This is a genomic window from Lysinibacillus sp. FSL R5-0849, from assembly GCF_038595075.1.
Lineage (GTDB): Bacteria > Bacillota > Bacilli > Bacillales_A > Planococcaceae > Lysinibacillus > Lysinibacillus fusiformis.
Window position 1 is genome coordinate 3,680,809 of record NZ_CP152004.1, and the last position, 24,884, is coordinate 3,705,692.

Below are 24,884 nucleotides of genomic sequence, written 5' to 3' on the forward strand. Positions count from 1 at the left end.
TTATTCATGTAACCCACATTCCGTCTTGCCTGAGCCTTGCCATCTACCTGAACGTAAATCATCCATCGTAAACGCCGGCTTCGTACAATGCTCACAGCCGATACTTGGATAGCCTTGATCGTGCAAAGGATTGTATGGCAAATTATGTTTTGAGACATATCGCCAAACATCCTTCCATGTCCAATGGATAAGTGGGCAAACTTTAATCGACTTAAATTTATCATCACGATTAAGAAAATTTGTCTGTTGACGTGATGGCGATTGTTCACGACGTAAACCAGATATCCAAGCCTTTGTACCTGAAAGGGCTTCATGTAAAGGCTTTATCTTGCGTATAGCACAGCATTGATTTGGATCTGACTTCCATAGTTCATCACCATATTGGGCCGCTTGTTGTTCAAGTGTAAGTGAAGGCTTTTTCATCACAATGTTTAATGGTGGATATTTTTCCTTTACTCGCTGGATCGTTTCATAGGTCTCTTTAAAATGGACATCTGTATCTAAAAAGACAATGGTTGCATCTGGTCTTACCTTTGAAATGAGATCAATTAAAACTATGCCCTCTATCCCAAAGCTACAGGCATAGACAATTTCATTCCCATACTCTTGATAGCTCCACTGTAAAACCTCTAATGCTCCCTTATACGTTTCATCAACCTGAAAATTAATGTTTGGTTCTTGCCAATTTGCATGTGTTAACATTGAATCCCCCTCATAGCGAAAAAAGGCGTTCTAACAAAAGACACCCAAAAACATGTCTTTGTTAAAACGCCTCTAGTTTGACTAGCCAGCTCATTATTCAACGATTTTTCACTAGTAATTGCTACCTCGTTCTATAATCGTTTTTTCTTATTACCAAATATATACTAAAGTACACCAAGCAGTCAACTAGGTTTTTGAAATATCTTATGCAATAAACCCATTTTTGACACTCTTAGTTGCATAAGATAAATGATAGCTAGGTAAATCACCCTTATTTTCAACATTCCACAATTCCTTGTTGACTAATAGGAAATATATGTTTAATGTATTATCTACAAATACCAAAATGCTGATCAGAGGATCTGAAGGCCATCTACCAATGACGAATTATCGTTATAGGGGATGGCTTTTTGCATTCTTTAGCCAGAAAGGGAGCGAAATGGAATGAAGAAAAGGAACAATGTCTTTCAATCTTTGGCACTGCTTGCTGTATTAACTTTATCTGTAACAGGATGTAGTAGTGCTAACTCAAATGAAGATACAGGTGGCCAAGAATCAGTAGAGCTATTAAATGTATCCTATGACCCAACACGCGAGCTTTACGATGAGTTCAATCAAGATTTTATAAAAAAATGGAAGGATGAAACAGGGCAGGATGTCACGATTAAACAATCTCATGGAGGCTCAGGAAAACAAGGTAGAGCAGTGATTGATGGCCTCGAAGCAGACGTTGTCACGCTTGCTCTCGCCTATGATATTGATGAAATTGCCCAAACTCGTGAACTGCTAAATAAAGATTGGCAAACAGAATTTGACCATAACTCTACTCCCTATACATCCACTATTGTCTTTTTAGTACGCAAGGGCAACCCGAAAAATATACAAGATTGGGATGATCTCATCAAAAAAGACGTATCCGTCATTACCCCTAACCCTAAAACATCTGGTGGTGCACGGTGGAACTACCTAGCTGCTTGGGGATATGCGGGAAAGTTATATAACAACGATGAAACAAAAATAAAAGAATTTATGAAATCACTATACAGCAATGTTGAAGTACTAGATTCCGGTGCCCGAGGTGCTACCACAACTTTTGTGGAACGAAAAATTGGGGATGTCTTAATTGCATGGGAAAATGAAGCTTACTTATCACTTCATGAATTAGGGAAGGATGAATTCGAGATTATTACCCCATCATTAAGTATTTTAGCGGAGCCACCAGTGGCGGTTGTTGACAAAATCGTTGATAAAAAAGGAACACGCGAAGTGGCAGAGGCATATTTACAGCATTTATATAGCGATACAGGTCAAGAAATTGCTGCCAAAAACTATTACCGACCTCGCAATGAAGCTGTTCTATCTAAATATAAAGACCAATTCCCTCAGCTTGAACTTGTTTCTATCGATGATTTTGGTGGCTGGACAAAAGCACAAGCAACTCACTTTAAAGACGGTGGTACCTTTGATGAAATCTACTTGCCACAATAAGGAGTGTTTTGATGAGTAGTTTAACCCTGACGAAAAAATCACGTCGTATTATTCCAGGCTTTTACCTATCTCTTGGATATACGATGTTATATGTTAGTTTACTAGTGTTATTACCACTTTCTATGATATTTTTCCATACGATGTCCTTAAGCTGGGCTGCGTTTTTCGATATTATCACTGATCCTCGTGCTGTTGCTTCCTATAAAGTGAGCTTCAGCACAGCCCTCATTGCAGGTCTATTAAATGTACTCTTCGGTACAATTATCGCTTGGGTTCTGGTTCGCTACCAGTTTCCTTTTAAAAGAATGATTGATGGATTAGTAGATTTACCCTTTGCTTTACCTACTGCTGTAGCAGGGATTGCTTTAACATCGCTCTATGCCCCCAATGGTTGGATTGGCCAATTTTTTGATTTTAAAATTGCCTTTACGCCCCTTGGTATTATAATTGCCTTAACTTTTATTGGTCTCCCTTTCGTTGTACGGACAGTACAGCCAGTATTGCAAAATATTAGTGCTGAAGTCGAGGAGGCTTCAGCTAGCCTTGGAGCCAATCGTTTACAAACCTTTCGTAAGGTGATTTTACCAGAGTTGCTACCAGGCATATTAACGGGCTTTTCATTAGCCTTTGCCCGTGCTCTAGGAGAGTATGGCTCGGTTGTTTTCATCGCTGGAAATATGCCGATGAAAACCGAAATTACCCCTTTAGTTATTATGACTAAACTTGAGCAATACGATTATGCTGGTGCCACTGCAATTGCAGTAGTAATGCTTGTTACTTCATTTATTTTATTATTAACTATTAACGTCATACAATGGCTAGCCAATCGTCGGTTTGTACATTAGGAGGAGCTATATGGAACAATCAACATTTATTCAACAGGCTAGTACTGAAAAAAATAAGGTGTCTAAGTCTGCCGCCTTACAGGAGCCTCGTGTTATTCGCTATGCGCTTACATTTATTGCATTAGCCTTTTTAGCTTTTTTTATCGTCCTGCCATTAGCTTCAATTTTTATTACAGCCTTTCAAAAAGGTGTTGATGTTTACTTGGCAGCTATCACACATCCAGATGCATTAGCTGCTATTAAACTCACTTTAACAGTTGTAGCGATTGCCGTACCTCTAAATGTAATCTTTGGCGTAATGGCTGCATGGACCCTTACAAAATTTAATTTTAAGGGGAAAAATCTTTTACTAACCATTATTGATTTACCTTTTGCGGTCTCCCCTGTTATCGCAGGTTTGGTATTTATTTTACTATTTGGATCGCAGGGATTATTTGGTGATTGGTTATTCACCAATGATATTAAAATTGTTTTTGCCCTACCTGGAATTGTGCTTGCGACTATATTTGTCACACTGCCCTTTGTTGCTCGTGAGCTAATACCTCTAATGCAAGCACAGGGTACGTCTGAGGAGGAGGCGTCGATTTCACTTGGTGCAAGTGGCTTTAAGACATTTTGGTATGTCACCTTACCCAATATTAAATGGGGTTTATTCTATGGTCTAATCTTGTGTAACGCACGAGCAATAGGAGAATTTGGTGCAGTTTCAGTTGTATCTGGCCATATACGAGGCATGACGAATACAATGCCCCTTCATATTGAAATTCTTTATAATGAATATCAATTTTCAGCCGCCTTTGCTGTTGCATCCTTAATGAGTGTTATAGCTATCTTTACATTAATTTTAAAAGACATCATTGCATGGAAGTCCAACTCTAGTTAATAGGAGATGATCAACATGAGTATTCAAATTCAAAATGTCTCGAAAATATACGGATCTTTTCAAGCACTAGAGGATATTTCTATTCATATTCAGTCAGGGGAGCTTGTTGCATTGCTTGGCCCCTCTGGATCAGGAAAAACCTCTCTATTACGTGTCATTGCAGGGCTGGAAACCGCCGATACGGGTGATATTTTTTTTGATGGACATTCCATGACGGATCGGCATCCAAAGGAACGTAATGTAGGCTTTGTGTTTCAGCATTATGCCCTATTTCGTCATATGACAGTCTTTGAAAATGTCGCCTATGGCCTAAAGGTTCGCCCTCGGAAAACTAGACCTACTAAGCAAGAGATACGAGACAAAGTGATGGAATTGCTACAATTAGTTAAACTCGAAAATTTCTCTGACCGCTATCCTACACAGCTTTCAGGTGGTCAAAGACAGCGTGTGGCACTTGCAAGAGCACTTGCAGTAGAGCCGAAAGTTCTTCTGCTAGATGAGCCATTTGGGGCACTTGATGCAAAAGTTCGCAAGGAGTTGCGTCGCTGGCTACGAAAGTTACATGATGAATTTCATATTACAAGTATATTTGTTACGCATGATCAAGAGGAGGCACTGGATGTGGCAGATCGTATTGTTGTCATGAACAATGGCAAAATCGAGCAAATTGGGAGTCCAGATGAAGTGTATACACATCCCAAAAGTCCATTTGTCTATGATTTTTTAGGGAACGTTAATCTTTTTAAAGGACGCTTACATAACGGTAAGCTGATGCATGGAGAAGTTGCACTGGATGTACCTGATGTACAATCACATACAAAAGATAATGTGATTGGTTATGTACGCCCCCATGATATACAAATAGAAAAGGTAAGTATTCCAGGAACGGTTCCCGTCAAAATCAATCATATCCATCTGTTGGGGCCTATTGTTCAAATTGAGCTACGCCGTGAAGATTTAGATGAATTTTTAGAGGCAGAATTATCAAAAGAACAGTTCCTTCACCTTCAGCTTGAAGTGGGCGATCATGTATTTGTTAGGCCGAAGCAATTAAAGGTCTTTATCCCCGAAGATTACTCCATTTAAATAACCATGTAGCAAAGAAATGAACTGAACCCCGAATAGTGGACACTTTAAAAAGTGACCCTATTCGGGGTTTTTTGTTCATTTCACAAAAAAATCTCGTTATACTAAATATACGAAATTAAGAACGGGAGAAATTAGCATGAGTAAAATCATTTTTAACGAACATCAGATACGACAAATAGAAGCGAATCGATTTGTAGCATCTGTGGTCAAAGAAAATCTAGCTGGTAAGGGACCTGTACAAATCTTTAAAGAAAACGGGTTTGATTTAGAAGTGATTGGTGTGGAAAAAGCAAGGTCATCGATTAAACGCTGGAGAGCATCTTTTAAAACTCATGGAGAACAAGCATTTTCAGAGGAAAGACGCGGAAAAGGAGGTTCTGGTCGACCAAAAAAAGAACACATGTCAGCTGAAAAGAAATTAGAAAAAGCAGAGGCACGTATTCGTTTACTTGAAGCTGAATTAACACTGTTAAAAAAGCTAGACGAGATGGAAAGGCAGGCAAAGAAACGGCTATTTTAATACCAAGGGAAAAGTATCAAGCAATTAATGATACCGTTCGGCTGTATCAGTTGAAAAATATGACACGTTATTTATGTGATTTGGCAAATGTAAGCCCCAGTGGTTATTATAAATGGCTCCAAAATAGTGAGAAACAAGCGATGCGAGAAGAAGCAGATTTTCAGGACTACGTCCTACTAAAAACGATTTATGATGCGTCAAAAGGAAAAGTTGGTTATCGGGGTCTTTACATGGCACTAGAAGAACTACTTGAAATCCCGATGAATCATAAAAAAATTCTACGATTAATGCGTAAATTCAATCTATATTCGAAAGTAAGACGTGCAAACCCTTATCGAAATCTTGCCAAAGCTACAGAAATCCATCGTCAAGTACCTAATCATCTAAATCGTAATTTTCATCAAACAGAGCCAGGCAAAGTGTTTTTAACAGATATTACGTATTTACAATATCGTGGCGGACAAACAGCGTATCTATCGTGTATAAAGGATGTTGCAACACGAGAAATCGTTGCATATGAGGTATCGACAAATTTACGCATGGAGTTTGTTTATCGTACGCTAAAAAAATTAGAAGAGCATATCAATGACAATTTACATCCTGAAGCGATGATTCATTCAGATCAAGGTTTCCATTATACACACCCAGCATTTCAAAAATGCGTCAAAGAAATGGGATTACTTCAGTCAATGTCTCGCCGAGGAAACTGCCTAGATAATTCGCCAATGGAGTCATTCTTTGGGCATTTTAAAGATGAAATAGAATATAAAGAAGCTGGAAGCTTATCAGAATTAAAATATATGATAGATGATTATATGGAGCACTACAACAATACAAGAAAGCAATGGACGTTAAAAAAAATGACTCCGGCAGCATACCGAAGTCATTTAATCGCTGTTTAATGTAGCAAATGGTCTTTTATTAAACTGTCTACTTTATAGGGTTCAGTTCAAAATTTGCTACATGGTTTTTATATTTATTATATGTGAAATTCTTTACCATCGTATACAGCCGTCACATATCCAGCACGAATGACAAAATCACCAAAATGCTCACCGTCTAAACGTTCCTTCGCATAATGTACAAGAATTGGTCGTAGCTCCGCTAGTATCTCTTCCTCACCTATATTTTCACGATAGATTTTATTCAATCGATTACCAGTAAAACTTGCTCCAAGATATAAATTGTATTTCCCAGGACCTTTACCGATAAAGCCTATTTCAGCCATCGCTGCACGGGAGCAACCATTTGGACAGCCTGACATCCGAATAACAATTTCTGTATCATTTAACCCTGTTTCATCAATGATTGTTTCCATTTTTGTAATAAGAGATGGCAAATAACGTTCCGCCTCCGCCATGGCTAAACCACAGGTTGGTAAGGAGACACAGGCAATGGAATTACGACGCAATGCAGAATAATGCGCACCATCCGTCAGCTTATATTGCTCTATAATAGCATCAATCTTTTTCTTTTTCTGTGGTGTTACATTACTAATCATTAAATTCTGGTTAGGAGTTAAACGGAAATCACCTGTATGCACCTTAGCTATTTCACGTAACCCTGTTAACAGCTCATAATCTTGAAAATCTTTAATGCGACCGTTTTGAATAAATAGCGTATAATGCCACTTACCCTCTGCCCCTTTAATCCAACCGAACTCATCTCCTGTACGTTCAAATGTATAAGGGCGCGCTTCTTGAATACTCCAACCCAAACGTCGCGTTAATTCTTCGTTAAACCATTCTAGTCCTCTTGCATCAATCGTATATTTGAAACGTGCATTTTTACGAACTGAGCGATTCCCATAATCCCGCTGAATTGTTATAATTTTTTCTGCTGTTTCCAGTAGTTTATCCGGTGTAATAAAGCCAATTTCACGCGCAAGCTGTGGATAGGTAGCATGATCGCCATGCGTCATCCCCATTCCTCCACCAACAGCTACATTAAAGCCAATAAGCTTTTGATCTTTTACGATCGCGATTAGTCCGATATCTTGTGAAAACACATCGACATCATTACTTGGCGGAATCGCAATGCCAATTTTAAATTTACGCGGCAAATATTGTTCTCCATAAATCGGTTCAATTTCTTCATCCTGACTGTCTATTACCTTTTCTCCATCTAACCATAATTCATGGTATGCACGTGTACGAGGTAGTAAATGCTCACTTAGTTTAGCAGACCAGTTATAAACTTCTTCATGTAATGCTGATTGATTTGGGTTTACATTACACATAACATTACGGTTTACATCCCCACAAGCAGCAAGAGAGTCCAATAACACGTCATTAATTTCTTGCATATATTTTTTGACATTCCATTTTAAAATACCGTGCACCTGAAACGCTTGACGTGTAGTTAGTTTTAAGGAGCCATTGCCATACTTTCTAGCCATTTCATCCATTACAAGCCATTGCTCTGGGGTAGCCGCTCCTCCAGGTGTTCGTACGCGTACCATGAATTGATAGGCAGGCTCTAGTTTTTGTCGTTGTCTTTCAGTGCGAAGGTCTCGGTCATCCTGTAGGTAACTACCATGGAATTTCATTAAACGATTGTCATCCTCAGGAATACCAGAACTTAATGGATCATTCATAGTCCGTTCGAGTGTCCCACGAAGATAATTACTTTCCGTCTTAATACGCTCTACATCACTTGGTTTCCCTGACTGTGGAGGCAAAACAATTTTCTCTGTCATTCTTTATCGCTCCTTTAATCCATTACACCTCTCCAGAGGCTTTGCTTGCTAGCAAATAGTCATCTTCCTACGAGGAAGAGTTTTTTCTTAATAAACATCCCGTTGGTATCGTTTTTGTTGCTTTAGTTCTTGCACAAGGGCTTTTGCTTGCTCAGACGTTTTCTGCCCCTGCTGCTCTATAATACGGTGAATGGTTGCATCCACATCAGCTGCCATTGATTTCTCATCACCACATACATAAATGACAGCACCTTGCTCAAGCCATTCATAAAAATTAGCTGCATTCTCTTCCAATTTGTGTTGAACATAGATTTTTTTATCGGTATCACGTGAAAAGGCTATGTGCATTTGGCTTAATGTGCCAGAAGCTAGCCAGCGTTGCCAATCTGTTTGATAGAGGAAGTCTGTGACAAAATGCTGATCACCAAAAATGAGCCAAGCTTTCCCCTCTACCCCTAACTCTTCTCTTTCCTCTAGGAAAGCTCGATACGGTGCTATACCTGTGCCCGCGCCAATCATAATTATGGGCGTTTCCTTCTGCTCAGGTAATCTGAAATTTGGATTTTTATGAACATAGATTGGTAATGTAGCGCCAATTTGAAGTTCTGCCACACTACCTGAACATACTCCCAGACGTTGTCGACCATTCGTCTCATAGCTTACCTTGCTAATCGTTAAATGCACCTCATCATGATTCGCCAATTGGCTACTTGCAATGGAATACAGTCTTGATGGAATTTTTCGCAGAATATCCACGAATTGTTGCGCACTCCATGTGAAAGGAGCAAAATCCTCTACTACATCAAGTAAATCCCTTCCCTTGGCATAATCCTTCCATGCATTAGGTTCTTCTAATAACGATGAAAACTCATTATGTTCTGTGTAAGCTTTAATTTTTTCAAGAACTGGCTTAGATAACACTGTAATTTCCAATTTTTTTTGTAAGGCATTCTTTAAGGACACTGTTTCATCTAACACAGTCACTTCAGTAGCTGGATCAAATTGTAGTACTCCCAGTAATGCATCGACTAATGGTTCACTATTTTCCGGTTGAATCCCAATACTGTCTCCTGGCTCAAATTGAAAATTAGCACCTTCAATGGATAACTCTAGATGACGTGTCTCTTTGTTGGAGCCGCGACCATTTAGATTAATATTTTCTAACACTTCAGCGTAAAATGGATTTTTTCTTGAATATGTAGTAGCTCCTTGTATTTCATCGCTCTGTGTTGAAGTAACCGATATTGTAGTAGCCTGTTTGAGAAATTCTTGTTGAACAGCTGAGAACCATTGTGCAGCAGCGTCATCATAATCCACATCACAATCAGTACGAGGAACAATTCTTGTTGCACCTAGTTTGGCAAATTGCTCATCAAAGTCTTTACCTGTTTTACAGAAAAATTCATAGGAGCTATCCCCTAATGCAAGTACCGCATATTGAAGATGCTCTAGTTTTGGTGCTCGTTTACTATGCAAAAATTCATAGAACTGGATCGCCTGATCAGGTGGATCACCCTCACCATGTGTACTCACAATAAGTAATAGATTGGTGATTTTCTTTAAGTTACTTGCTTTAAATTTCCCTAATGATGAGACAGTAACGTCTACGTTTTGAGCCTTTAATAGAGAGGCATATTTTTCAGCTAGCCCTTGACTATTACCTGTTTGGGAACCATATAAAATCGTCATGGTTTTCGTAATAGGGGCTGCTGCAGGGATCGTCTCAACTACGGCCTCCTGAGTAGCTTGTGGTGCACTTAAATAACCGTTTAACCAAATTTTTTGCTCCAGTGTTAATTGAGGTAAAAGTTCGTTTAATAATTTTACCTGCTCTTCATTAAATGGACTGTTTATAACTTGCAGTTTCAATCTTTGCCACCTCGCGAATCGTTATCATTTCATCCTCTAAAAAGAATTATCGGAGTCTTATTTTTTCTTTCTTTTCGATTTGAACCACATAAGAGTTTTGAACAATCAATGTAATCGAACCATGGTTCACAGTATTTAGCATTTGGCGGACATTATCTAATGCTAGATTTACATTTTCAAGCCTTTTATCTGCCATTATGAAACACCTTCCTCTTTGAAATGTAGTAATTCATCAATACGTTCCACTAACACTTTTTTTACATTGACGTCATAACCTAAGCTTTCACATAACATCATGTTGTTGTTAGATAGTCCTTGTAATCGCTTTGTTATGCTTTGCCGTAAGATACCTGTAAATAAGAGATACGGCACAATAAAAACTTGATGCTGCCTCTCTTTTTCATGCTGGAGCCAGTCATCAAAACTCGGACCCATCCCATATAAGAAGCAAGTATCTACTGTTTGATAGTTGTATTTCATTCGCAATCTTGTTGCAATTTCAGCTAAATCTCTCTTTACGGTCGGATCACTACTGCCACGTCCTATTAGTAAAACACTTGCTTCGCAGTTAGGCTGCTGCTTTTCTAAAATCCTAGCCTGCAACGTGTCAATGATTCGTTCATGAATGCCTAATGGTTCACCGTAGGAAAATTGGATATGCGGATAGAGCTTTTGAGCTTCGGCAATTTCTCTTGGAATATCTTGCTTCGCATGCTGTGCAGCTAGCAATAGAATAGGCATAACAGCAATCATAGTTGCCCCTTGTCTAACACAGTTGGCAATCCCCTCTGCAATGGTAGGTGTTGCAAGCTCCAAAAAGCATATTTCCTGAATAGATACATGAACCTCTTGTTGAACGCCTTGTAGAAAAGCTACAGCTTGATCTGTACCTGCCTTAACACGACTACCATGAGCAATATATAAAATAGCCTGCATAAAGTCACATCCTTACCCCGTAACTTGGATTGGTTGTGGACTGTTATGCTCGAACCAATGTATCGTTTCTCTTAATGCCACAACCTCTCCAACTAAAATGATACTCGGATTCTGAATATTTTCTGTTTGAACGATTTCTTCAATTGTTGCTAAAGTACCCGTAACCGTTTTTTGCTTATCAGCAAAAGTTCCCCAATGAATAACGGCTACAGGTGTTCCTTCCTCACGTCCATATTTGAGAAGTTGCTGTCGGATGTACGGCAGATTACCTACTCCCATATAAATAGCAATCGTATCGATTCCTTTTGCAAGACTTTCCCAACGTATTGCATCATCTTTTCCTTCCTGCATATGTCCCGTAACCATTGCAAAACTTGAGCTTAGATCCCGATGTGTCACAGGAATTCCTGCATAAGCCGGGGCTGCTATACCTGAAGTAATCCCTGGTACAATTTCAAATGGAATATGATGTTTGGCTAGCACTTCAGCCTCCTCTGCCCCTCTTCCGAAGACAAATGGGTCACCTCCCTTTAATCTTGTAACGATTAACCCTTGCTGTGCATAACTGACAAGCGTTTGGTTAATATGCTCCTGAATCATGGCATGTTGTTGTGGCAGTTTTCCGCAAAATATTAATTGAGCGTCTTGTCGAGCATAGTTTAATAGCTCTTTATTTATGAGTCTGTCATATAAAATGACATCTGCACATTCAATACAACGTAAACCCTTGACCGTAATAAGATCCACATCCCCAGGACCAGCACCAACGATATATACTTTCCCCATTCCATTTCACTCCTTCTATCCGTTGCGCCTTCGCGTCATGGTGTCCTGTTTTTAGTTGACGGAGTAGCAACCGTCACGCCCTTTGACATCCACAAGCGGTTGTGTCTCCAAATGGTGGCGTTTGAACAAATTTTTGATTCTCCCTATAGAGGAAAAAGATTGATGTCATCAAGGTAAAGAAAAAAGGCTAATATTATCCCTAGGCACAAAAATGCCTATGAACAATAAAAGCCTCTAGTTTGCTAGTCAGCTACTTTTTAATTCTTAGTAATATAATAAGAATAATAAATAATTTAGTATATTCTGTCAACCCAAAATTTGATACTTCCTCAACACAACAAAAAAACCAGTTGCCGTTTTTGACTAGGCAACTGGATTATTTATTTTATGTTCTTACCAGCGTCTACGATACCGTGGTTCTGGTCGGAAAAATGGACCAGGCGGATATGGCCGATAGTTTGGATAATATGGATTGTAAGGATATTGATTAAATTGAGAACCTAGGAAACTTCCTAAAAAGCCACCGAAAAACGGTGCACCGAATGGCCAAATACCTCCTCCAAATCCTCCTCCTGGGTAACCTCCGAAATTACGCATATGCTACCTCCCTTTTTATTCTATCGTATGAAGGAAGTTGCATCTATCATATGTACATTGCCTAATCTATCGGGATAAGTGCTGCAAATACAAAAAATCAGCGGAAAGACAATCCCGCTGATCAAAATATTCTATTATTTTTCTTCACCTAAACGTTGGACAAAATTAGCAAGTGTACGTACCATCACACCTGTACCACCTTTAGGACCTAGATCATGGACAGCTACTGCATCGGATGTTCCGGCAATATCAAGGTGAATCCAAGGTGTTTCACCAACAAATTCTCCGACAAAGCCCCCACCAAAAATCATATGTCCATCACGACCAGGTGAGTTGTTTAAATCTGCCACATCAGATTTACGAATTCTCTTTTTATCATTCTCTGTCAAAGGCATACGCCAAACAAATTCATCCGTTTCCTCTGCTGCTTCCATAAATGCTGCAAAAAATTCATCATCATTAGAAAGAGCACCTGTTTTATCCATACCTAGCGCAGTAATGACGCCTCCTGTTAAAGTGGCTACATCAATTAGCGATGCAGCCCCTTGCTGCTTCGCATATGTAGTTGCATCTGCCAGAACTAAACGTCCTTCTGCATCCGTATTTAATACTTCCACTGTTTTGCCACTATACGTTGTGATGACATCATCTGGTTTAAATGCTGTGTCAGATACCATATTATCTGTAGATCCGATAACCGCCACTACATTTTTATTTGGACGTAATTCACCGATAATTTTCATGGCACCAAGCACTGCTGCTGCACCGCCCATATCGCCTTTCATCCCAACCATTGAGTCTTTTGGTTTTAAGGAATAGCCACCTGTATCATATGTTACACCTTTACCAACGAGACCAATTGGATTTTCAAAATCATCAGACGCTTTATATTTTAATGTGATTAATCGAGGTTCTTCGAAAGAGCCTTGGTTGACACTTAAAATGCCGCCCATTCCCAATTCTTCTAATTGCGCTTTACCTAGAATTTCTACTTCAAAGTCATATTCACTTGCCAAAGATTCCGCATAGTTTGCTAAATCAGTTGCCGTTAGTAAATTCGGTGGTAAATTAATTAAGCTACGTGCCTCATTCACTGCATCCGCATAAATGACACCGACCTCAAAGCCAGCTACAACTTCGTCTAAATCCCCTGCTGTCGTCACTAGATGAACAGCATCAATACGTTTATCCACTTCGTTTGAAGTTGTTTTGTAATGAGGAATAGAATAATAGCCTAGACCAGTTCCTTCACCCGCTAAGAAGGCTACATCAGTCACTGAAATTGTTTCTGTTGTAAATGATTCAAGCCAGATGGAATACTCTTTTACTTTTAAGGCTCTTAGCTCTTTCCCAACTAAACCAAAGGCTGCTCGAATATCCCCTTCTGTTAGGTTTTTACGCTCATCTAGCCCTACAAATAAAATACGTTTTAAATTGGCATGATCCTTCACAAATGGCAGCTTCGTTAGCTTCTTAAGCTCAGTTGAAACGTCTCCCGCGCTAACCCACATATCAAGTGATTCACCATAAAAAGATGAAAAGCTTGCCCAATCCTGCATTTGCTCACGGTGTTTAGTGACACCCACCACTAATAATTCAGTAGAAATTGTTTCAAATGTCTTTGCTTCTTTTACAATATTCATGTAAATTCCTCCATTCCATCTACTATTATAACGAAGTTTCTGAAAAGCGCGTAATATTTGCCTATATCTTCTTTTAGAAAATAATGAATGTTATAATAAAAGCAATTATTTGCGAAGGTTGTGATGAATTTGAGTTTACTTCAAAATACCCCATTACTGATTGCCCTCTTTTCGGTTATCTTTGCTCAGTTTGTCAAGATTCCCATCCATTTTCTAATGACCAGACAGGTGAAATGGAGCCTCTTTACTTCTACAGGCGGAATGCCTAGCTCTCACTCCGCTTCTGTTACTGGACTGGCAACCTCTATTGCTTATGAGACGGGTTTAGCATCCCCTATTTTTGCCGTAGCCGCAATGTTTTCCATTATTGTTATGTACGACGCAAGTGGTGTACGTTACCAAGCTGGGCAACATGCTGTGATTTTAAATCAATTGCGTAAGGATTTCCAAACACTGCTTCATGATTTTAAAAAATGGCCTCAGATGGATGGGCAAGAGAAAATGGAGGAATTAAAAACGTTATTAGGACACAAACGAAGTGAAGTATTTTTTGGGGCGCTCACAGGTATTTTTATCGCCATCATAACCTACGAATTTTTCATATGATAGCTAAGACACATCCTTTTATGATGGAGGATGTGTTTTTTATCGAATAAAAAAAGTACTCTTCTTTCATGCAATAGAAAGAAGAATACTAAGTAAATTAGAACATGCGATATCCACTTTTTCGTAAATAAATCATCACAATGCCTGCCACGATGGAGCCTGCAAAGCCGCCTGATAAAATAGCAATATCTACAAACTGAAGGGCTTGTAATTTATCGATTAACGCTGGAAATGCAGAACCTGGCTTGAAAATATAATCTAAGAAGCTTACTTCATCCACGATAAAGATCACAACAATTGGATATACAATCGCCATTAACCACGTCATACGTAACAGCATGTTTAATAAGAATCCGATACCAAAGAACATGACGAAAAATAACAAAATAGAAATGATTAACTGTACTAATGAAACTGGACCATCCATGTATGTATAACCTCCGTTTTCCTCTCATTAGTTTACATGATTACGACAACGCTTTCAATGAACATATCCTTGTTTTCGCTTGTTCGACATATTTATGAAATCATTTACGGTGATTGTGATTGATCATGGATATTTTATCCTAGCAAATACCAAAAAACTATTGAAGACCATTTCTTATCTCCAATAGTTTCTTCTATTACATTATGAAGTTGATTGAGTTAATACGAACTTTGGAGATTTCCATAGCTGTGCCCATTTCTTAAACGCTGAAATAACGATGAGTAGTCCTAGCATCAGCATGATAACGGATAAGATGCCGTTTAACATATTAAAGCCGGCAGCTGCTGGATTCCAATAAACGTTTTTAATCATCCAATAACCAGCCACATTCACAGTGATGTATAAATAAGTTAATGGGATAAAACAAGTTAGTGCATAGATTCGTTTATCTGCCACCTTCAGTACCATCGTCACTCCACATACTAAACCAATTGCCGCCATTAGCTGATTGGATACACCAAATAATACCCAAATGGAGCTAATATCCCCTGAATACAATAAATAACCCCACATAAAGCAAGCAAGTGCACTAGCGAAAATTGTTCCTGGTATCCAATTAGTACGCTTTAATGGCTTATAAACATTGCCCCCAAAGTCTTGAATTAAATAGCGTGCCACCCGTGTTCCTGCGTCTATCGCTGTTAGAATAAAGACAGCCTCAAACATAATGACAAATTGATAGAAATAGGAGGATAACTCCGCAAACCAAGGAATACCTGTAAAAATATCCGTCATTCCGACGGCTAATGTCACGGCTCCTCCTGTTCGTCCCTCTAAGTCCATTCCAATACTTTGAGATAATGCTTGTAAATGAACAGGCTCCATTCCTAATGAAGCAAAAACTGCTGGCGCTGAGTTAATGGCAAAATAGTCTGCTGGATGAAGGGCTGTAGCTGCAATTAACGCCATCACACCTACTAACGACTCAACTAACATTGCTCCAAAGCCAACGATTCGAATATCTTCCCAACGGTCAATCATTTTAGGTGTCGTTCCTGAGCCTACAAAGGCATGGAAGCCGGAAATAGCCCCACAGGCAATCGTAATGGATACAAATGGCCACACAGGACCTGCAATTACCGGACCTCCACCATGAATAAACTCTGTAAATGGTGGGAACTGAATAGCTGGGTTAACGAAAAAGACACCGATAATTAAAGCGATGAACACCCCAATTTTCATGAAACTACTTAAATAATCACGTGGAGCTAATAATAGCCACACAGGTAATGCCGCTGCAAAAAATGCATAGATAGGTAAAATAATTGCTAATGTATCACGGTCAAATGTTAAAAAATCACCAAATGCAGTTCCTTGAATAAGCGGCCCAATAAATACGCCTATCATTAATAAAACAAACCCAACTGCAGACGTAACAAGTAAATTGCCTGTTTTACGATAAGCAATACCCACAAGCATAGCAATTGGAATGGTGATCCCTACTGCAAACGTCCCCCATGGATTGCGTTCTAAAGCTCCTAAAACTACCATAGAAAGACCTGCCATTGTAATTGTAATAATAAACAGCATAGCAAGGCCTGTACAGAAGCCAGCAATCGGACCGAGCTCTTCCTTCATCACTTCGGATAAAGACTTACCACCATGGCGCATAGAAGCAAATAACACGACTGCATCATGGACAGCTCCCCCAATGACAGCCCCTATTAATAACCATAGAAGGCCAGGTAAATAACCAAACTGTGCAGCTAAAATCGGTCCTACTAATGGCCCCGCAGCAGCGATGGCTGCAAAGTGATGCCCAAAGGTTACCCATTTATTCGTCGGAACATAGTCTTTACCATCTTCCAAAGCGTGGGCGGGCGTGGGCGTATCATCCTTTATTTTCAGTACCTTTTTTGTAAAAAATATGCCATACAAACGATAGCTAATCACTAAAATACAAATAGAGCCTATCACAATTGTAATCGCATTCATGCAAACACCCCTTTTACTTTTTCCACATCATAGCAAAGGAATGTCCACGATATTCATAAAATTAACTGAAATGTCAGAATTAAAAGTTGAAACGTAGGTTTCTACCGCTGAAATGCAACTACCTCGACAGGTCAAAAATTTTCCGCACATCCTTCATATAGAGCCTACTGACAGGAATGGAATGTCTGTTATCCAAAATTAAATTATATTTAGAACTACTCCAAGGCTCTAGCTCCACAATATGCTCTAAATTTACGATAAACGCACGATGGACACGCACAAATCCTTTTAATGTTAGCTTCTTTTCTAATGCTGCCAATGACTCCGAAGCAAAGAACCTTCCTTGCTCTGTGACAACCACCGTTTTACTGTCCTCCGATGTACAATATAAAATATCCTGTATTTTCATTAATAGAATTCGATCGTTGACATAAACCGTTAATTTATCAAGCTTGTCCAGCTGTGAAATCTTTATTTCTTCCATCGTTTTCGCCTGTGCGGCTCTTTTTTTAGCTACTAGCTTTTCTACAGCAGCTTGTACTCGTTGTGCTTCAAAAGGTTTCAGAATATAATCAAAGGCATTCACCTCAAATGCCTGTAATGCGTATTCATCAAAGGCAGTAGCAAAGATAATTTCGGGTCTTTTTGTATGCAACAGTAATTGTTTTGCTAAATCAAGTCCATTATTCATGCCTAACTCAATATCTAAAAATACACAATCAACCTGTTCATACTGTGTCGTGTTGTAAAAATCCTTAAGACTTTCAGATTCACCACAAACATTTACTAACGCTGTTTGCTCTAATAAATAGCGCAATTCAGCGCGTGCCAACGGTTCATCATCCACAATGTATACATTCAATCTCTTTTACTCCCATCTAGTCGCCTTTAACGGCAGTTGAATCATTATTTTTGTTCCTACATCCAATGTACTCACTATATGAAAATCAGCGTCTGAGCCATAAATTTCATGAATACGCTGATAAATATTCCACAACGCCGTTCCAGTCCCTTGCTCCGATTGCATAATCCGTTTACCGAGCTGCTTTACCTGCTCTTTTCTCATGCCACAGCCGTTATCTTCAGTTAGCAAAACTAGCTTATCGTTCACTCGTTGTACTTTGACAAAAATCTTGCCTTCCTTACGATTTTTAAACGCATGATAAATAGCATTTTCAACAAGAGGCTGCAATGTAAATGGTGGAATCTGCACATCGAAAAGTGATTCATCCATAATAAACTCAACTTCGTAACGATTAGGAAATCTTGTTTGCTCAATGGATAAATAAGCCTCAACATGGTCAATTTCATTTTTCAATGGAATAAGCATTTGCCGTGCACCTTGTAAATTGCTTCTAAAAAATGTACTAAGCTTGATCAATAATGCTCTTGCCTCATCTGCATCTGTACGGATCAAGCTTGATATCGTATTAAGGCTGTTAAAGAAGAAATGAGGATGAACCTGTGCCTGTAACGCTTTAATTTCAGCATCCTTTAATAACTTTCTCTGTTGTTCAATTTCAGCATATTCCAGCTGTGAAGAGAATAGTCTACTTAAGCCCTCCGCAAGCTCCTTCTTCACCCCTGTTAATGAATCTGCCTTCGTGAAATACAGCTTTAGGCTTCCAACCGTGCGATGCTGTACCATTAAAGGCAAAACAATGGCGGCGCTTAAAGGACAATCATCATGTGGACATTGAATTTCCTTTGCCGAAGTAGCCATTAAAATTTCCCCTTCCTCTAGTACTCGCTTCGTCAAAGCCGTCATAATTTCCCGATGAATTAAATGATGGTCTTCCCCAACGCCAACATGGGCTAATACACCGTTTTTATCCGTAATGGCGACCGCCTCTACACTAATTTCTCTTTTAATAATTTCAGCCACCGTCTGACAGGATTCCTAATTCAAGCCTTTTCGGAAATGCTCAATCGTTTGTTGAGCAATTGAAAATGCTTGATGTGTTTGCAATGCCTTTGTTCGTTCTTCTTCATCAATAAATGTTTTTATAATCATAAAAAATAAGAAGATTCCAAAGGCATTCATCAAGATCATTGGCATGGCAATTAATGTTACTAGCTGCAAAGCCTGCTCGAATGGCTTCGCAACTACTAAAATCACCAACATCTGTATCGTCTCTGCACAAATTCCAATGATAACAGCTTTCTTATAGGAAAAAGTTTGACGTATTTTGAAACGGTTACTTAATCCACCGGTCATAAAGCCTGCTAAAATCGTCGAAATGCCACAGGCGATCGCTGTAAAGCCCCCTAGTGTCATACGGTGAATCCCTGCTATAATCCCAACACATACACCAACAAGGGGTCCACCGAAAATGCCTGCAATCGCTACACCAATTAATCTCGTATTGGCAATAGCCTCCTCAGCATTAATCGTACTATGTATCATCTGATTTAACGGGTGTATCGTACCGCTTTCAATTTTAATCCCTGTATAACTACTAATAATACATAAACTACTAAAGACAATGATGAGCCATATTTTCTCCTTCGATCCTTGCTCCTGAAACAGCTTCTCTCGAAACAGCCTCCACCTTGACATTAAAAAGGCAAACACAATGATCAGCCCAACGCGCTCTAACATAAATAAAAATAGCTCCATCATAGGTCCCCTCCCAAAGTCATATCATTTTTTAAAGAACAGTCGATACGAGGTATACCCAAAAATATCGCCAGGATTAATCCCCTCTATCGCATCTAGCTGATGGTTTTCGAATTGATTGGATGCCATTTCTTTTAACATAACGGAGGTAGTTTCATCTTGTGCGAGCTCCTGTGGATACAACCATTTGGCTTCCAGTATTTCTTTTTCCTGAATGCATACCTGCTGCTGTTCATCTAGCATACGACAATAAAAAATCGCCATATTATCACTGATATCATCACGGATAACGCCTGTACGAAATCCAATTAAGCCTGATACACTGCAATCTATTCCTGTTTCTTCTTTTATTTCACGGATGACCGCCTCATCCACGGTTTCACCAGCGTTAACAAATCCTGCCGGCAATGACCAACGCCCTTTCAATCCGCTATACGCTTTTTTCACAACTAACCATTGCCCAAGCTCATTCACTGTAACACCCGATACGCCCAGCCATATTTTCCCTCGATCTTTTCTCATAACCTTCACCTCTATATTTCTATTATACCTGCTTGCTTTCAGTGGAATGAAGCTTTTATTCAGAATTTTAAGACCAATTTTAATAATTCAAAAGAATGCATAGACAATCCTTATTTGTAAATATGTTACACTTAGTGTACCAATCATTTTATAAGAAAGGAGATTGTATGTTACATGCACTATCAGTACGAGCAAAGTACTTTATAGTAGCCCTTATCGTAGCGATACTCACACCTTTTTTAGCCTTTTCTACGCCTCTAACCATATCGCAGACATTCTATGCTCATAGACAGGATGTCATCCTGATGACACCACCGAGCAACTTTATTATGCTATTAATAGCCTTAGGCTTGATCTTCGTAGTTTTCATCGTACTCGGATTAAAAAGGAATCCAAACATCTACACCCTTGCATGCGTCATCATCTTAAGTAGTATCGTATTAGGTTATTATTCTTTATTAAGCTATAGCGCCATACAAAAGGATCAAATCGTTTTTCAACAGTATCACCATCAAACTATTTATAAATGGCAAGATTTAAATGAGATTATCTATGAATATGAAATAGGTACGTTTGGAACCTATTACTTTCAAACTAAAAGCAATGAACAATTTATCATTGAGGAAAATGGACAATTTGGTCTTGATGAAAAGAGGACCATCTTTAAGCTAGCAGTTTTAAACGGAGTAAAGTTTATGGAGCGTGAAAAGTCTGACTAACTCCATGCTAAAAGGCTTCTTTCATCACCAGCGAAAGAAGCACTTTTCTTATTTTCACTTTGTTTCAATAATCCAGCAATCGTCAGAGAAGATTTTTTCATAAAATAAAAGCCATCCCCTCAACCACATAGTTGAATACAGAAAGGGAGAGTAAAATGATCATTAAAATGACTCCGTCTACTATGAAGGATTTTAATAAATCAAACGATGGTTTTATAGTCTCGGGGAAAATTATACCGACATACAAAGATAAAGTTTGGACATTTACAGAGGAAATATGTTCTGTGCCTTACTTCAAAAAATATGAAGAGGATGAAATTGATCTTAGCTATATAGAAGATATCGAGAAAGCTGTATTTTTTTATTATATTGACAACAGCTGTGTAGGGCAGATTAAGATGTGCTCTAACTGGAACGGATATGCACTTATTGAAGATATCGCTGTCGCAAAAGATTATAGAAAAAACGGCGTTGGTACTGCCTTACTAAATAAAGCCATTGAGTGGGCCAAAGAAAGGAACTGCTGTGGTCTCATGCTTGAAACACAAGATATCAATGTTTCAGCTTGTCATTTTTATGCTAAAAATCAATTTGTAATAGGTGCAGTGGATACGATGCTATATTCAAACTTTCCAACAGCAAATGAACTAGCAATTTTTTGGTATTATAAATTTTAAATTATTAGAGTGCCTTGTTTATGATCTAAACAAGGCTTTCCTTTTAGACTTCAAAACACAGTAAAAGCCTCTTCCATTTGTTGTTTTCAAAACATACAAATCGAAAAGGCTTGTATTCACAACCTAATTCAGATTATGTTTACATTCCATCAGGATTGTCTTCTACATTTATATCACGTTTAATTATTCACAAATCTCAGGTGTACCTTCACGCTTTGCTGTTTTGAAAGATGTACCGCAGCCACATGAAGCAATGGCATTTGGATTATCGATTGTGAAGCCACCGCCCATTAGCGATTGTTTATAGTCAATTTTTGTTCCCATCAAAATCGGCGCATCTTCACGGGAAACAAGAATTGTTAAACCATGTTGTACATCTACAAAGTCTTCCTCTTTTTTCTCTTGATCAAAATGCATACCATAGGATAGCCCACTACAGCCGCCACCGTTTACTACTACACGTAAAAAAGAACCTTGCTCTTCATTATGCTCCATCATTTCATTAATATGAAAGCCGGCAGCCTGTGTAATTTCAATAACTTGCTTTGTACTTGTCATCCCCATCACCTTCCTTCTTACCTAATATCATATCAATTTTGACCATTGTATGACAAACATTCAGCTTCAAGGTAAATTTTAGTGAGAGTTCTCATATTTTTCACATGTTTAGGAATTTTTATTCATGTTTCTACTAGCACCATTGGTATAATAGTTACAACGACTTCTATGTAGGGGGTAATATATATGGATATTTCACCGTATTATGAAAAACAAATTCAATGTTTGAATTGTAAAAAAGATTTTCCGACGTTAAAAGTTCGTTCCAAATTTATTAAAGTAGAGCATACCGAAACCGATTTCCACCCTATTTATACGGATGATGTGAATGCGCTTTATTACAATGTCTTCGTTTGCGAGCATTGTGGGTTTTCATTTACAGAGGACTTTACAAAATATTTTGCACCAGGTATTCAAGATGAGATTCACACACAAATAACAAAAAAATGGGTGCATCATGATTTTAAGGGAGAACGTACTGTTTTTCAGGCGATACAAGCGTATAAATTGGCTTTCCTCTGCGGCACGATAAAAAAAGAAAAACATGTCGCTATTGCTGGTTTAGCTTTGCGTCTTGCTTGGCTCTACCGTTCTCTCAAAAATAGTGGGCAAGAGGAGCGCTTTATGAAACTGGCGCGTGATCATTATATGGAATCGTATTCAACAGAAGATTACAGTTCTACACAAATGTCTGCTGTACGTATTATGTATATGATTGCCGAATTATCAAGAAGAATCGGAGACATTGAAAATGCGACACGCTTCTTCTCTAGAGTAATTGAAAAACAAAGCAGCGGTGGCGAGGCAAAAATTGTGGACATGGCAAAAGAGCAATGGGCTGTCATCCGCGAAGGAAAAGAGCATACGCGCCACCTATAAATAAAAAAAGTTCTAGTCTGAGATTCAGCTAGAACTTTTTAAATGTCTTAGAATACTTGCTCTACTTCCACAATACCTGGTACTTCTTCTAATAATGCGCGTTCGATACCAGCTTTCAATGTAATAGTAGAACTTGGGCAACTGCCACAAGCACCTAATAAACGTAATTTTACAACGCCATCCTCAACATCTACTAATTCACAGTCTCCACCGTCACGTAGTAAGAACGGACGTAATTTATCTAATACCTCTTGAACTTGGTCGTTAATTGTTGCTTCAGCCATTTTATCTCGACTCCTTTCCTTATAATGATTATAATGTTAGCAACAGAAAAAATCCAATATTGAATCACAAGGAGAGAAAATACGATGCAACCAACTAAACCTATGATTGAAATTTATGGAACAGCTGTAATTTGCGCTAGCTGTGTCAATGCTCCATCTTCCAAAGATACATATGAGTGGTTACAAGCAGCTATCGATCGAAAATATCCAGATCAACCATATGATATTCGTTATATCGATATCGAAGGTCCAATTGAGAATGAACGTGATCAAGACTATGCGACACGTATTCAGGAAGATGAATTTTTCTACCCTCTTGTCCTCATTAATAATGAAGTCGTTGGTGAAGGCTATGTACAGTTGAAACCGGTTTTCACTGCACTTGAAGGTTTAGGATTTGTTCCAGACATAACAGTTTAATTAAAGCCAAGGGATTGTTTCAAATAGAAACAATCCCTTTTACTAACTAATCATTTTGACGTTTGTAATACCATAATAATCCGGATTTCATTAAACGAGCGATACGACCTGTAACTGTTGTATCTGCCAAATAGACAAAGCCTTGTTTTTTACCAAGGGCACCCATGAAACCTTTTAATTTAATATCTGGCATTTTTTCAGGTAAATGTTCGCCCTTCCAGCGCATACGAAGTACTTTAACAATTAGCTCTGCTTGTTCCTCTGCTAACTGTGCTGTTGGAGGTAAATCTGAGGAAGCACAATCTCCAACAATATATACATGTTCATCGTCAAGTACATTAAAGTACTGTGTTACTAGTGGACGACCCTGTTTATCCTTCTCCACATCCATATCACGTACGATTTTGACAGGCTGTACGCCAGCTGTCCATACGACCTTGTCGAGTAAAATTTCATCTTCATGATTGAAAATTTTACCTGGCTCCACTTTAGTAATATTGGAATTGGCAATAACATCAACGTTATGCTTCACGAACCAATCATTTACATATTTACTTAGTTTCTCAGGGAAATCCTTTAGAATACGTGGACCTCGGTCAAATAGCTTAATTTTTAAATCAGATCGACTTTCACGTAGCTCACTTGCAAGTTCGATACCACTTAAGCCAGCTCCTACAATTCCGACTGTAGACCCAGCTGGTAAACCACATAGCGCTTGAAGTGTAGCACGTGATTGTCCCATCGTTTGAATGCTATAAGTGTACTCCTCTGCACCTGGTACACCATGATATTTATCTTCGCAACCAAGACCAACGACTAAATCATCATATTCAATACGTTGTCCATCTTCTAAAATGACAACTTTTTCCGCACGATTAATTTCAGTGATTTCTCCATATACAGGCGTTAAACGTTCATGCTCAGGGAAGCTTACACGAATTTCTTTATCTGTAGCAGTTCCAGCGGCTAACGCATAAAACTCAGTTTTTAAACTATGGAAAGGGGCTCTATCTATTATGACTACCTCTCTGTCTAATGGCAGACTATTTAATAGACGAAGCATGACACGCATATTGCCATAGCCGCCACCTAAAAGTACTAATTTACCCATAATATTCTCC

Annotated in this window: 25 protein-coding genes and 1 pseudogene; 10 read left to right on the forward strand and 16 right to left on the reverse strand. The window is 38.7% G+C overall.

The genetic code is table 11. The features are described from left to right. Positions 1-702, reverse strand: coding sequence for a phosphoadenylyl-sulfate reductase (locus MKY80_RS18205; RefSeq protein ID WP_008178112.1), 702 nt, complete (start codon positions 700-702; stop codon positions 1-3). A 444-nt stretch (positions 703-1,146) separates the two neighbouring features. Here MKY80_RS18205 and MKY80_RS18210 point away from each other — a divergent pair, with 444 nt between their 5' ends. The 5 genes from MKY80_RS18210 to MKY80_RS18230 all read left to right on the forward strand — a co-directional run bounded on the left by MKY80_RS18210 (position 1,147) and on the right by MKY80_RS18230 (position 6,429). After that, positions 1,147-2,190, forward strand: coding sequence for a sulfate ABC transporter substrate-binding protein (locus MKY80_RS18210; RefSeq protein WP_239355471.1), 1,044 nt, complete (start codon positions 1,147-1,149; stop codon positions 2,188-2,190). Between the two features lie 11 nt (positions 2,191-2,201). Then, positions 2,202-3,035: a sulfate ABC transporter permease subunit CysT gene (cysT, locus tag MKY80_RS18215; RefSeq protein ID WP_342530553.1), complete on the forward strand. Its 834-nt coding sequence runs from the start codon at positions 2,202-2,204 to the stop codon at positions 3,033-3,035. Positions 3,036-3,045: 10 nt separating this feature from the next. Next, positions 3,046-3,918 (forward strand): sulfate ABC transporter permease subunit CysW, encoded by an 873-nt coding sequence (gene cysW / locus MKY80_RS18220; protein WP_008178106.1) that lies wholly within the window; start codon positions 3,046-3,048, stop codon positions 3,916-3,918. A 15-nt stretch (positions 3,919-3,933) separates the two neighbouring features. After that, positions 3,934-5,004: a sulfate ABC transporter ATP-binding protein gene (locus tag MKY80_RS18225; protein ID WP_008178104.1), complete on the forward strand. Its 1,071-nt coding sequence runs from the start codon at positions 3,934-3,936 to the stop codon at positions 5,002-5,004. Positions 5,005-5,143: 139 nt separating this feature from the next. Further along, positions 5,144-6,429, forward strand: a protein-coding gene (locus MKY80_RS18230) for an IS3 family transposase (protein WP_342530556.1) whose coding sequence is annotated in 2 segments (ribosomal slippage) — positions 5,144-5,477 and positions 5,477-6,429 — 1,287 coding nt in all. Because the reading frame shifts where the segments join, the coding sequence is not laid out codon by codon here. Positions 6,430-6,506: 77 nt separating this feature from the next. Here the strand turns inward: MKY80_RS18230 and cysI are convergent. From cysI to MKY80_RS18265, 7 genes are all read right to left on the reverse strand, one after another. After that, the gene (gene cysI / locus MKY80_RS18235) at positions 6,507-8,225 is read right to left on the reverse strand and encodes an assimilatory sulfite reductase (NADPH) hemoprotein subunit (protein ID WP_008178099.1); all 1,719 of its coding nucleotides are present in this window, start codon (positions 8,223-8,225) and stop codon (positions 6,507-6,509) included. A gap of 87 nt (positions 8,226-8,312) precedes the next feature. Further along, positions 8,313-10,094, reverse strand: coding sequence for an assimilatory sulfite reductase (NADPH) flavoprotein subunit (locus tag MKY80_RS18240; protein WP_096364927.1), 1,782 nt, complete (start codon positions 10,092-10,094; stop codon positions 8,313-8,315). Between the two features lie 46 nt (positions 10,095-10,140). Beyond that, positions 10,141-10,290: a YezD family protein gene (locus MKY80_RS18245; protein ID WP_008178096.1), complete on the reverse strand. Its 150-nt coding sequence runs from the start codon at positions 10,288-10,290 to the stop codon at positions 10,141-10,143. Next, the gene (locus MKY80_RS18250) at positions 10,290-11,030 is read right to left on the reverse strand and encodes a sirohydrochlorin chelatase (RefSeq protein ID WP_008178094.1); all 741 of its coding nucleotides are present in this window, start codon (positions 11,028-11,030) and stop codon (positions 10,290-10,292) included. Before MKY80_RS18250 ends, MKY80_RS18245 begins: the two co-directional genes overlap by 1 nt. A gap of 12 nt (positions 11,031-11,042) precedes the next feature. Then, positions 11,043-11,816, reverse strand: a complete 774-nt coding sequence (gene cobA / locus MKY80_RS18255) for a uroporphyrinogen-III C-methyltransferase (protein ID WP_089986181.1) — start codon at positions 11,814-11,816, stop codon at positions 11,043-11,045. A 393-nt stretch (positions 11,817-12,209) separates the two neighbouring features. Further along, complete coding sequence (locus MKY80_RS18260) at positions 12,210-12,413, reverse strand: hypothetical protein (protein ID WP_008178090.1); 204 nt, start codon at positions 12,411-12,413, stop codon at positions 12,210-12,212. 134 nt (positions 12,414-12,547) lie between these two features. Continuing rightward, the gene (locus MKY80_RS18265) at positions 12,548-14,056 is read right to left on the reverse strand and encodes a leucyl aminopeptidase (RefSeq protein ID WP_008178088.1); all 1,509 of its coding nucleotides are present in this window, start codon (positions 14,054-14,056) and stop codon (positions 12,548-12,550) included. Positions 14,057-14,179: 123 nt separating this feature from the next. On the opposite strand from MKY80_RS18265, the gene MKY80_RS18270 reads away from it, so the two are divergent. Next, complete coding sequence (locus tag MKY80_RS18270; protein ID WP_008178086.1) at positions 14,180-14,662, forward strand: divergent PAP2 family protein; 483 nt, start codon at positions 14,180-14,182, stop codon at positions 14,660-14,662. Between the two features lie 97 nt (positions 14,663-14,759). On the opposite strand, the gene MKY80_RS18275 is transcribed toward MKY80_RS18270, so the two are convergent. From MKY80_RS18275 to MKY80_RS18295, 5 genes and pseudogenes are all read right to left on the reverse strand, one after another. Beyond that, positions 14,760-15,089 carry a YuiB family protein gene (locus MKY80_RS18275; protein WP_004228336.1) on the reverse strand — a complete coding sequence of 110 codons (330 nt, stop codon included), beginning with the start codon at positions 15,087-15,089 and terminating at the stop codon, positions 14,760-14,762. A gap of 201 nt (positions 15,090-15,290) precedes the next feature. Beyond that, the gene (locus MKY80_RS18280) at positions 15,291-17,084 is read right to left on the reverse strand and encodes a carbon starvation protein A (protein WP_008178083.1); all 1,794 of its coding nucleotides are present in this window, start codon (positions 17,082-17,084) and stop codon (positions 15,291-15,293) included. Between the two features lie 118 nt (positions 17,085-17,202). After that, positions 17,203-17,946, reverse strand: a complete 744-nt coding sequence (locus MKY80_RS18285; RefSeq protein ID WP_008178082.1) for a LytTR family DNA-binding domain-containing protein — start codon at positions 17,944-17,946, stop codon at positions 17,203-17,205. Between the two features lie 6 nt (positions 17,947-17,952). After that, positions 17,953-19,704: pseudogene (locus tag MKY80_RS18290) on the reverse strand (sensor histidine kinase). Positions 19,705-19,728: 24 nt separating this feature from the next. After that, positions 19,729-20,226: an NUDIX hydrolase gene (locus MKY80_RS18295; RefSeq protein WP_008178080.1), complete on the reverse strand. Its 498-nt coding sequence runs from the start codon at positions 20,224-20,226 to the stop codon at positions 19,729-19,731. Between the two features lie 167 nt (positions 20,227-20,393). On the opposite strand from MKY80_RS18295, the gene MKY80_RS18300 reads away from it, so the two are divergent. Next, positions 20,394-20,945, forward strand: a complete 552-nt coding sequence (locus MKY80_RS18300; RefSeq protein WP_239355273.1) for a hypothetical protein — start codon at positions 20,394-20,396, stop codon at positions 20,943-20,945. A 155-nt stretch (positions 20,946-21,100) separates the two neighbouring features. Beyond that, entirely contained in the window at positions 21,101-21,622 is a 522-nt protein-coding gene (locus MKY80_RS18305; RefSeq protein WP_008178077.1) for a GNAT family N-acetyltransferase, read from the forward strand. A gap of 183 nt (positions 21,623-21,805) precedes the next feature. Here the strand turns inward: MKY80_RS18305 and MKY80_RS18310 are convergent, their stop codons facing one another. Beyond that, positions 21,806-22,180, reverse strand: a complete 375-nt coding sequence (locus MKY80_RS18310) for an iron-sulfur cluster assembly accessory protein (protein WP_036127329.1) — start codon at positions 22,178-22,180, stop codon at positions 21,806-21,808. Positions 22,181-22,366: 186 nt separating this feature from the next. Between MKY80_RS18310 and MKY80_RS18315 the strand changes: the two genes are divergently transcribed. Then, the gene (locus MKY80_RS18315) at positions 22,367-23,059 is read left to right on the forward strand and encodes a DUF2225 domain-containing protein (RefSeq protein ID WP_089986182.1); all 693 of its coding nucleotides are present in this window, start codon (positions 22,367-22,369) and stop codon (positions 23,057-23,059) included. 47 nt (positions 23,060-23,106) lie between these two features. Here the strand turns inward: MKY80_RS18315 and MKY80_RS18320 are convergent, their stop codons facing one another. Continuing rightward, entirely contained in the window at positions 23,107-23,343 is a 237-nt protein-coding gene (locus MKY80_RS18320) for a NifU family protein (RefSeq protein ID WP_004228295.1), read from the reverse strand. An 84-nt stretch (positions 23,344-23,427) separates the two neighbouring features. On the opposite strand from MKY80_RS18320, the gene MKY80_RS18325 reads away from it, so the two are divergent. Further along, positions 23,428-23,763, forward strand: a complete 336-nt coding sequence (locus tag MKY80_RS18325) for a YuzD family protein (RefSeq protein ID WP_008178069.1) — start codon at positions 23,428-23,430, stop codon at positions 23,761-23,763. A 46-nt stretch (positions 23,764-23,809) separates the two neighbouring features. Here MKY80_RS18325 and MKY80_RS18330 read toward each other — a convergent pair whose 3' ends face one another. Next, complete coding sequence (locus MKY80_RS18330; protein WP_008178067.1) at positions 23,810-24,874, reverse strand: NAD(P)/FAD-dependent oxidoreductase; 1,065 nt, start codon at positions 24,872-24,874, stop codon at positions 23,810-23,812. Between the last annotated feature and the right edge of the window lie 10 nt (positions 24,875-24,884).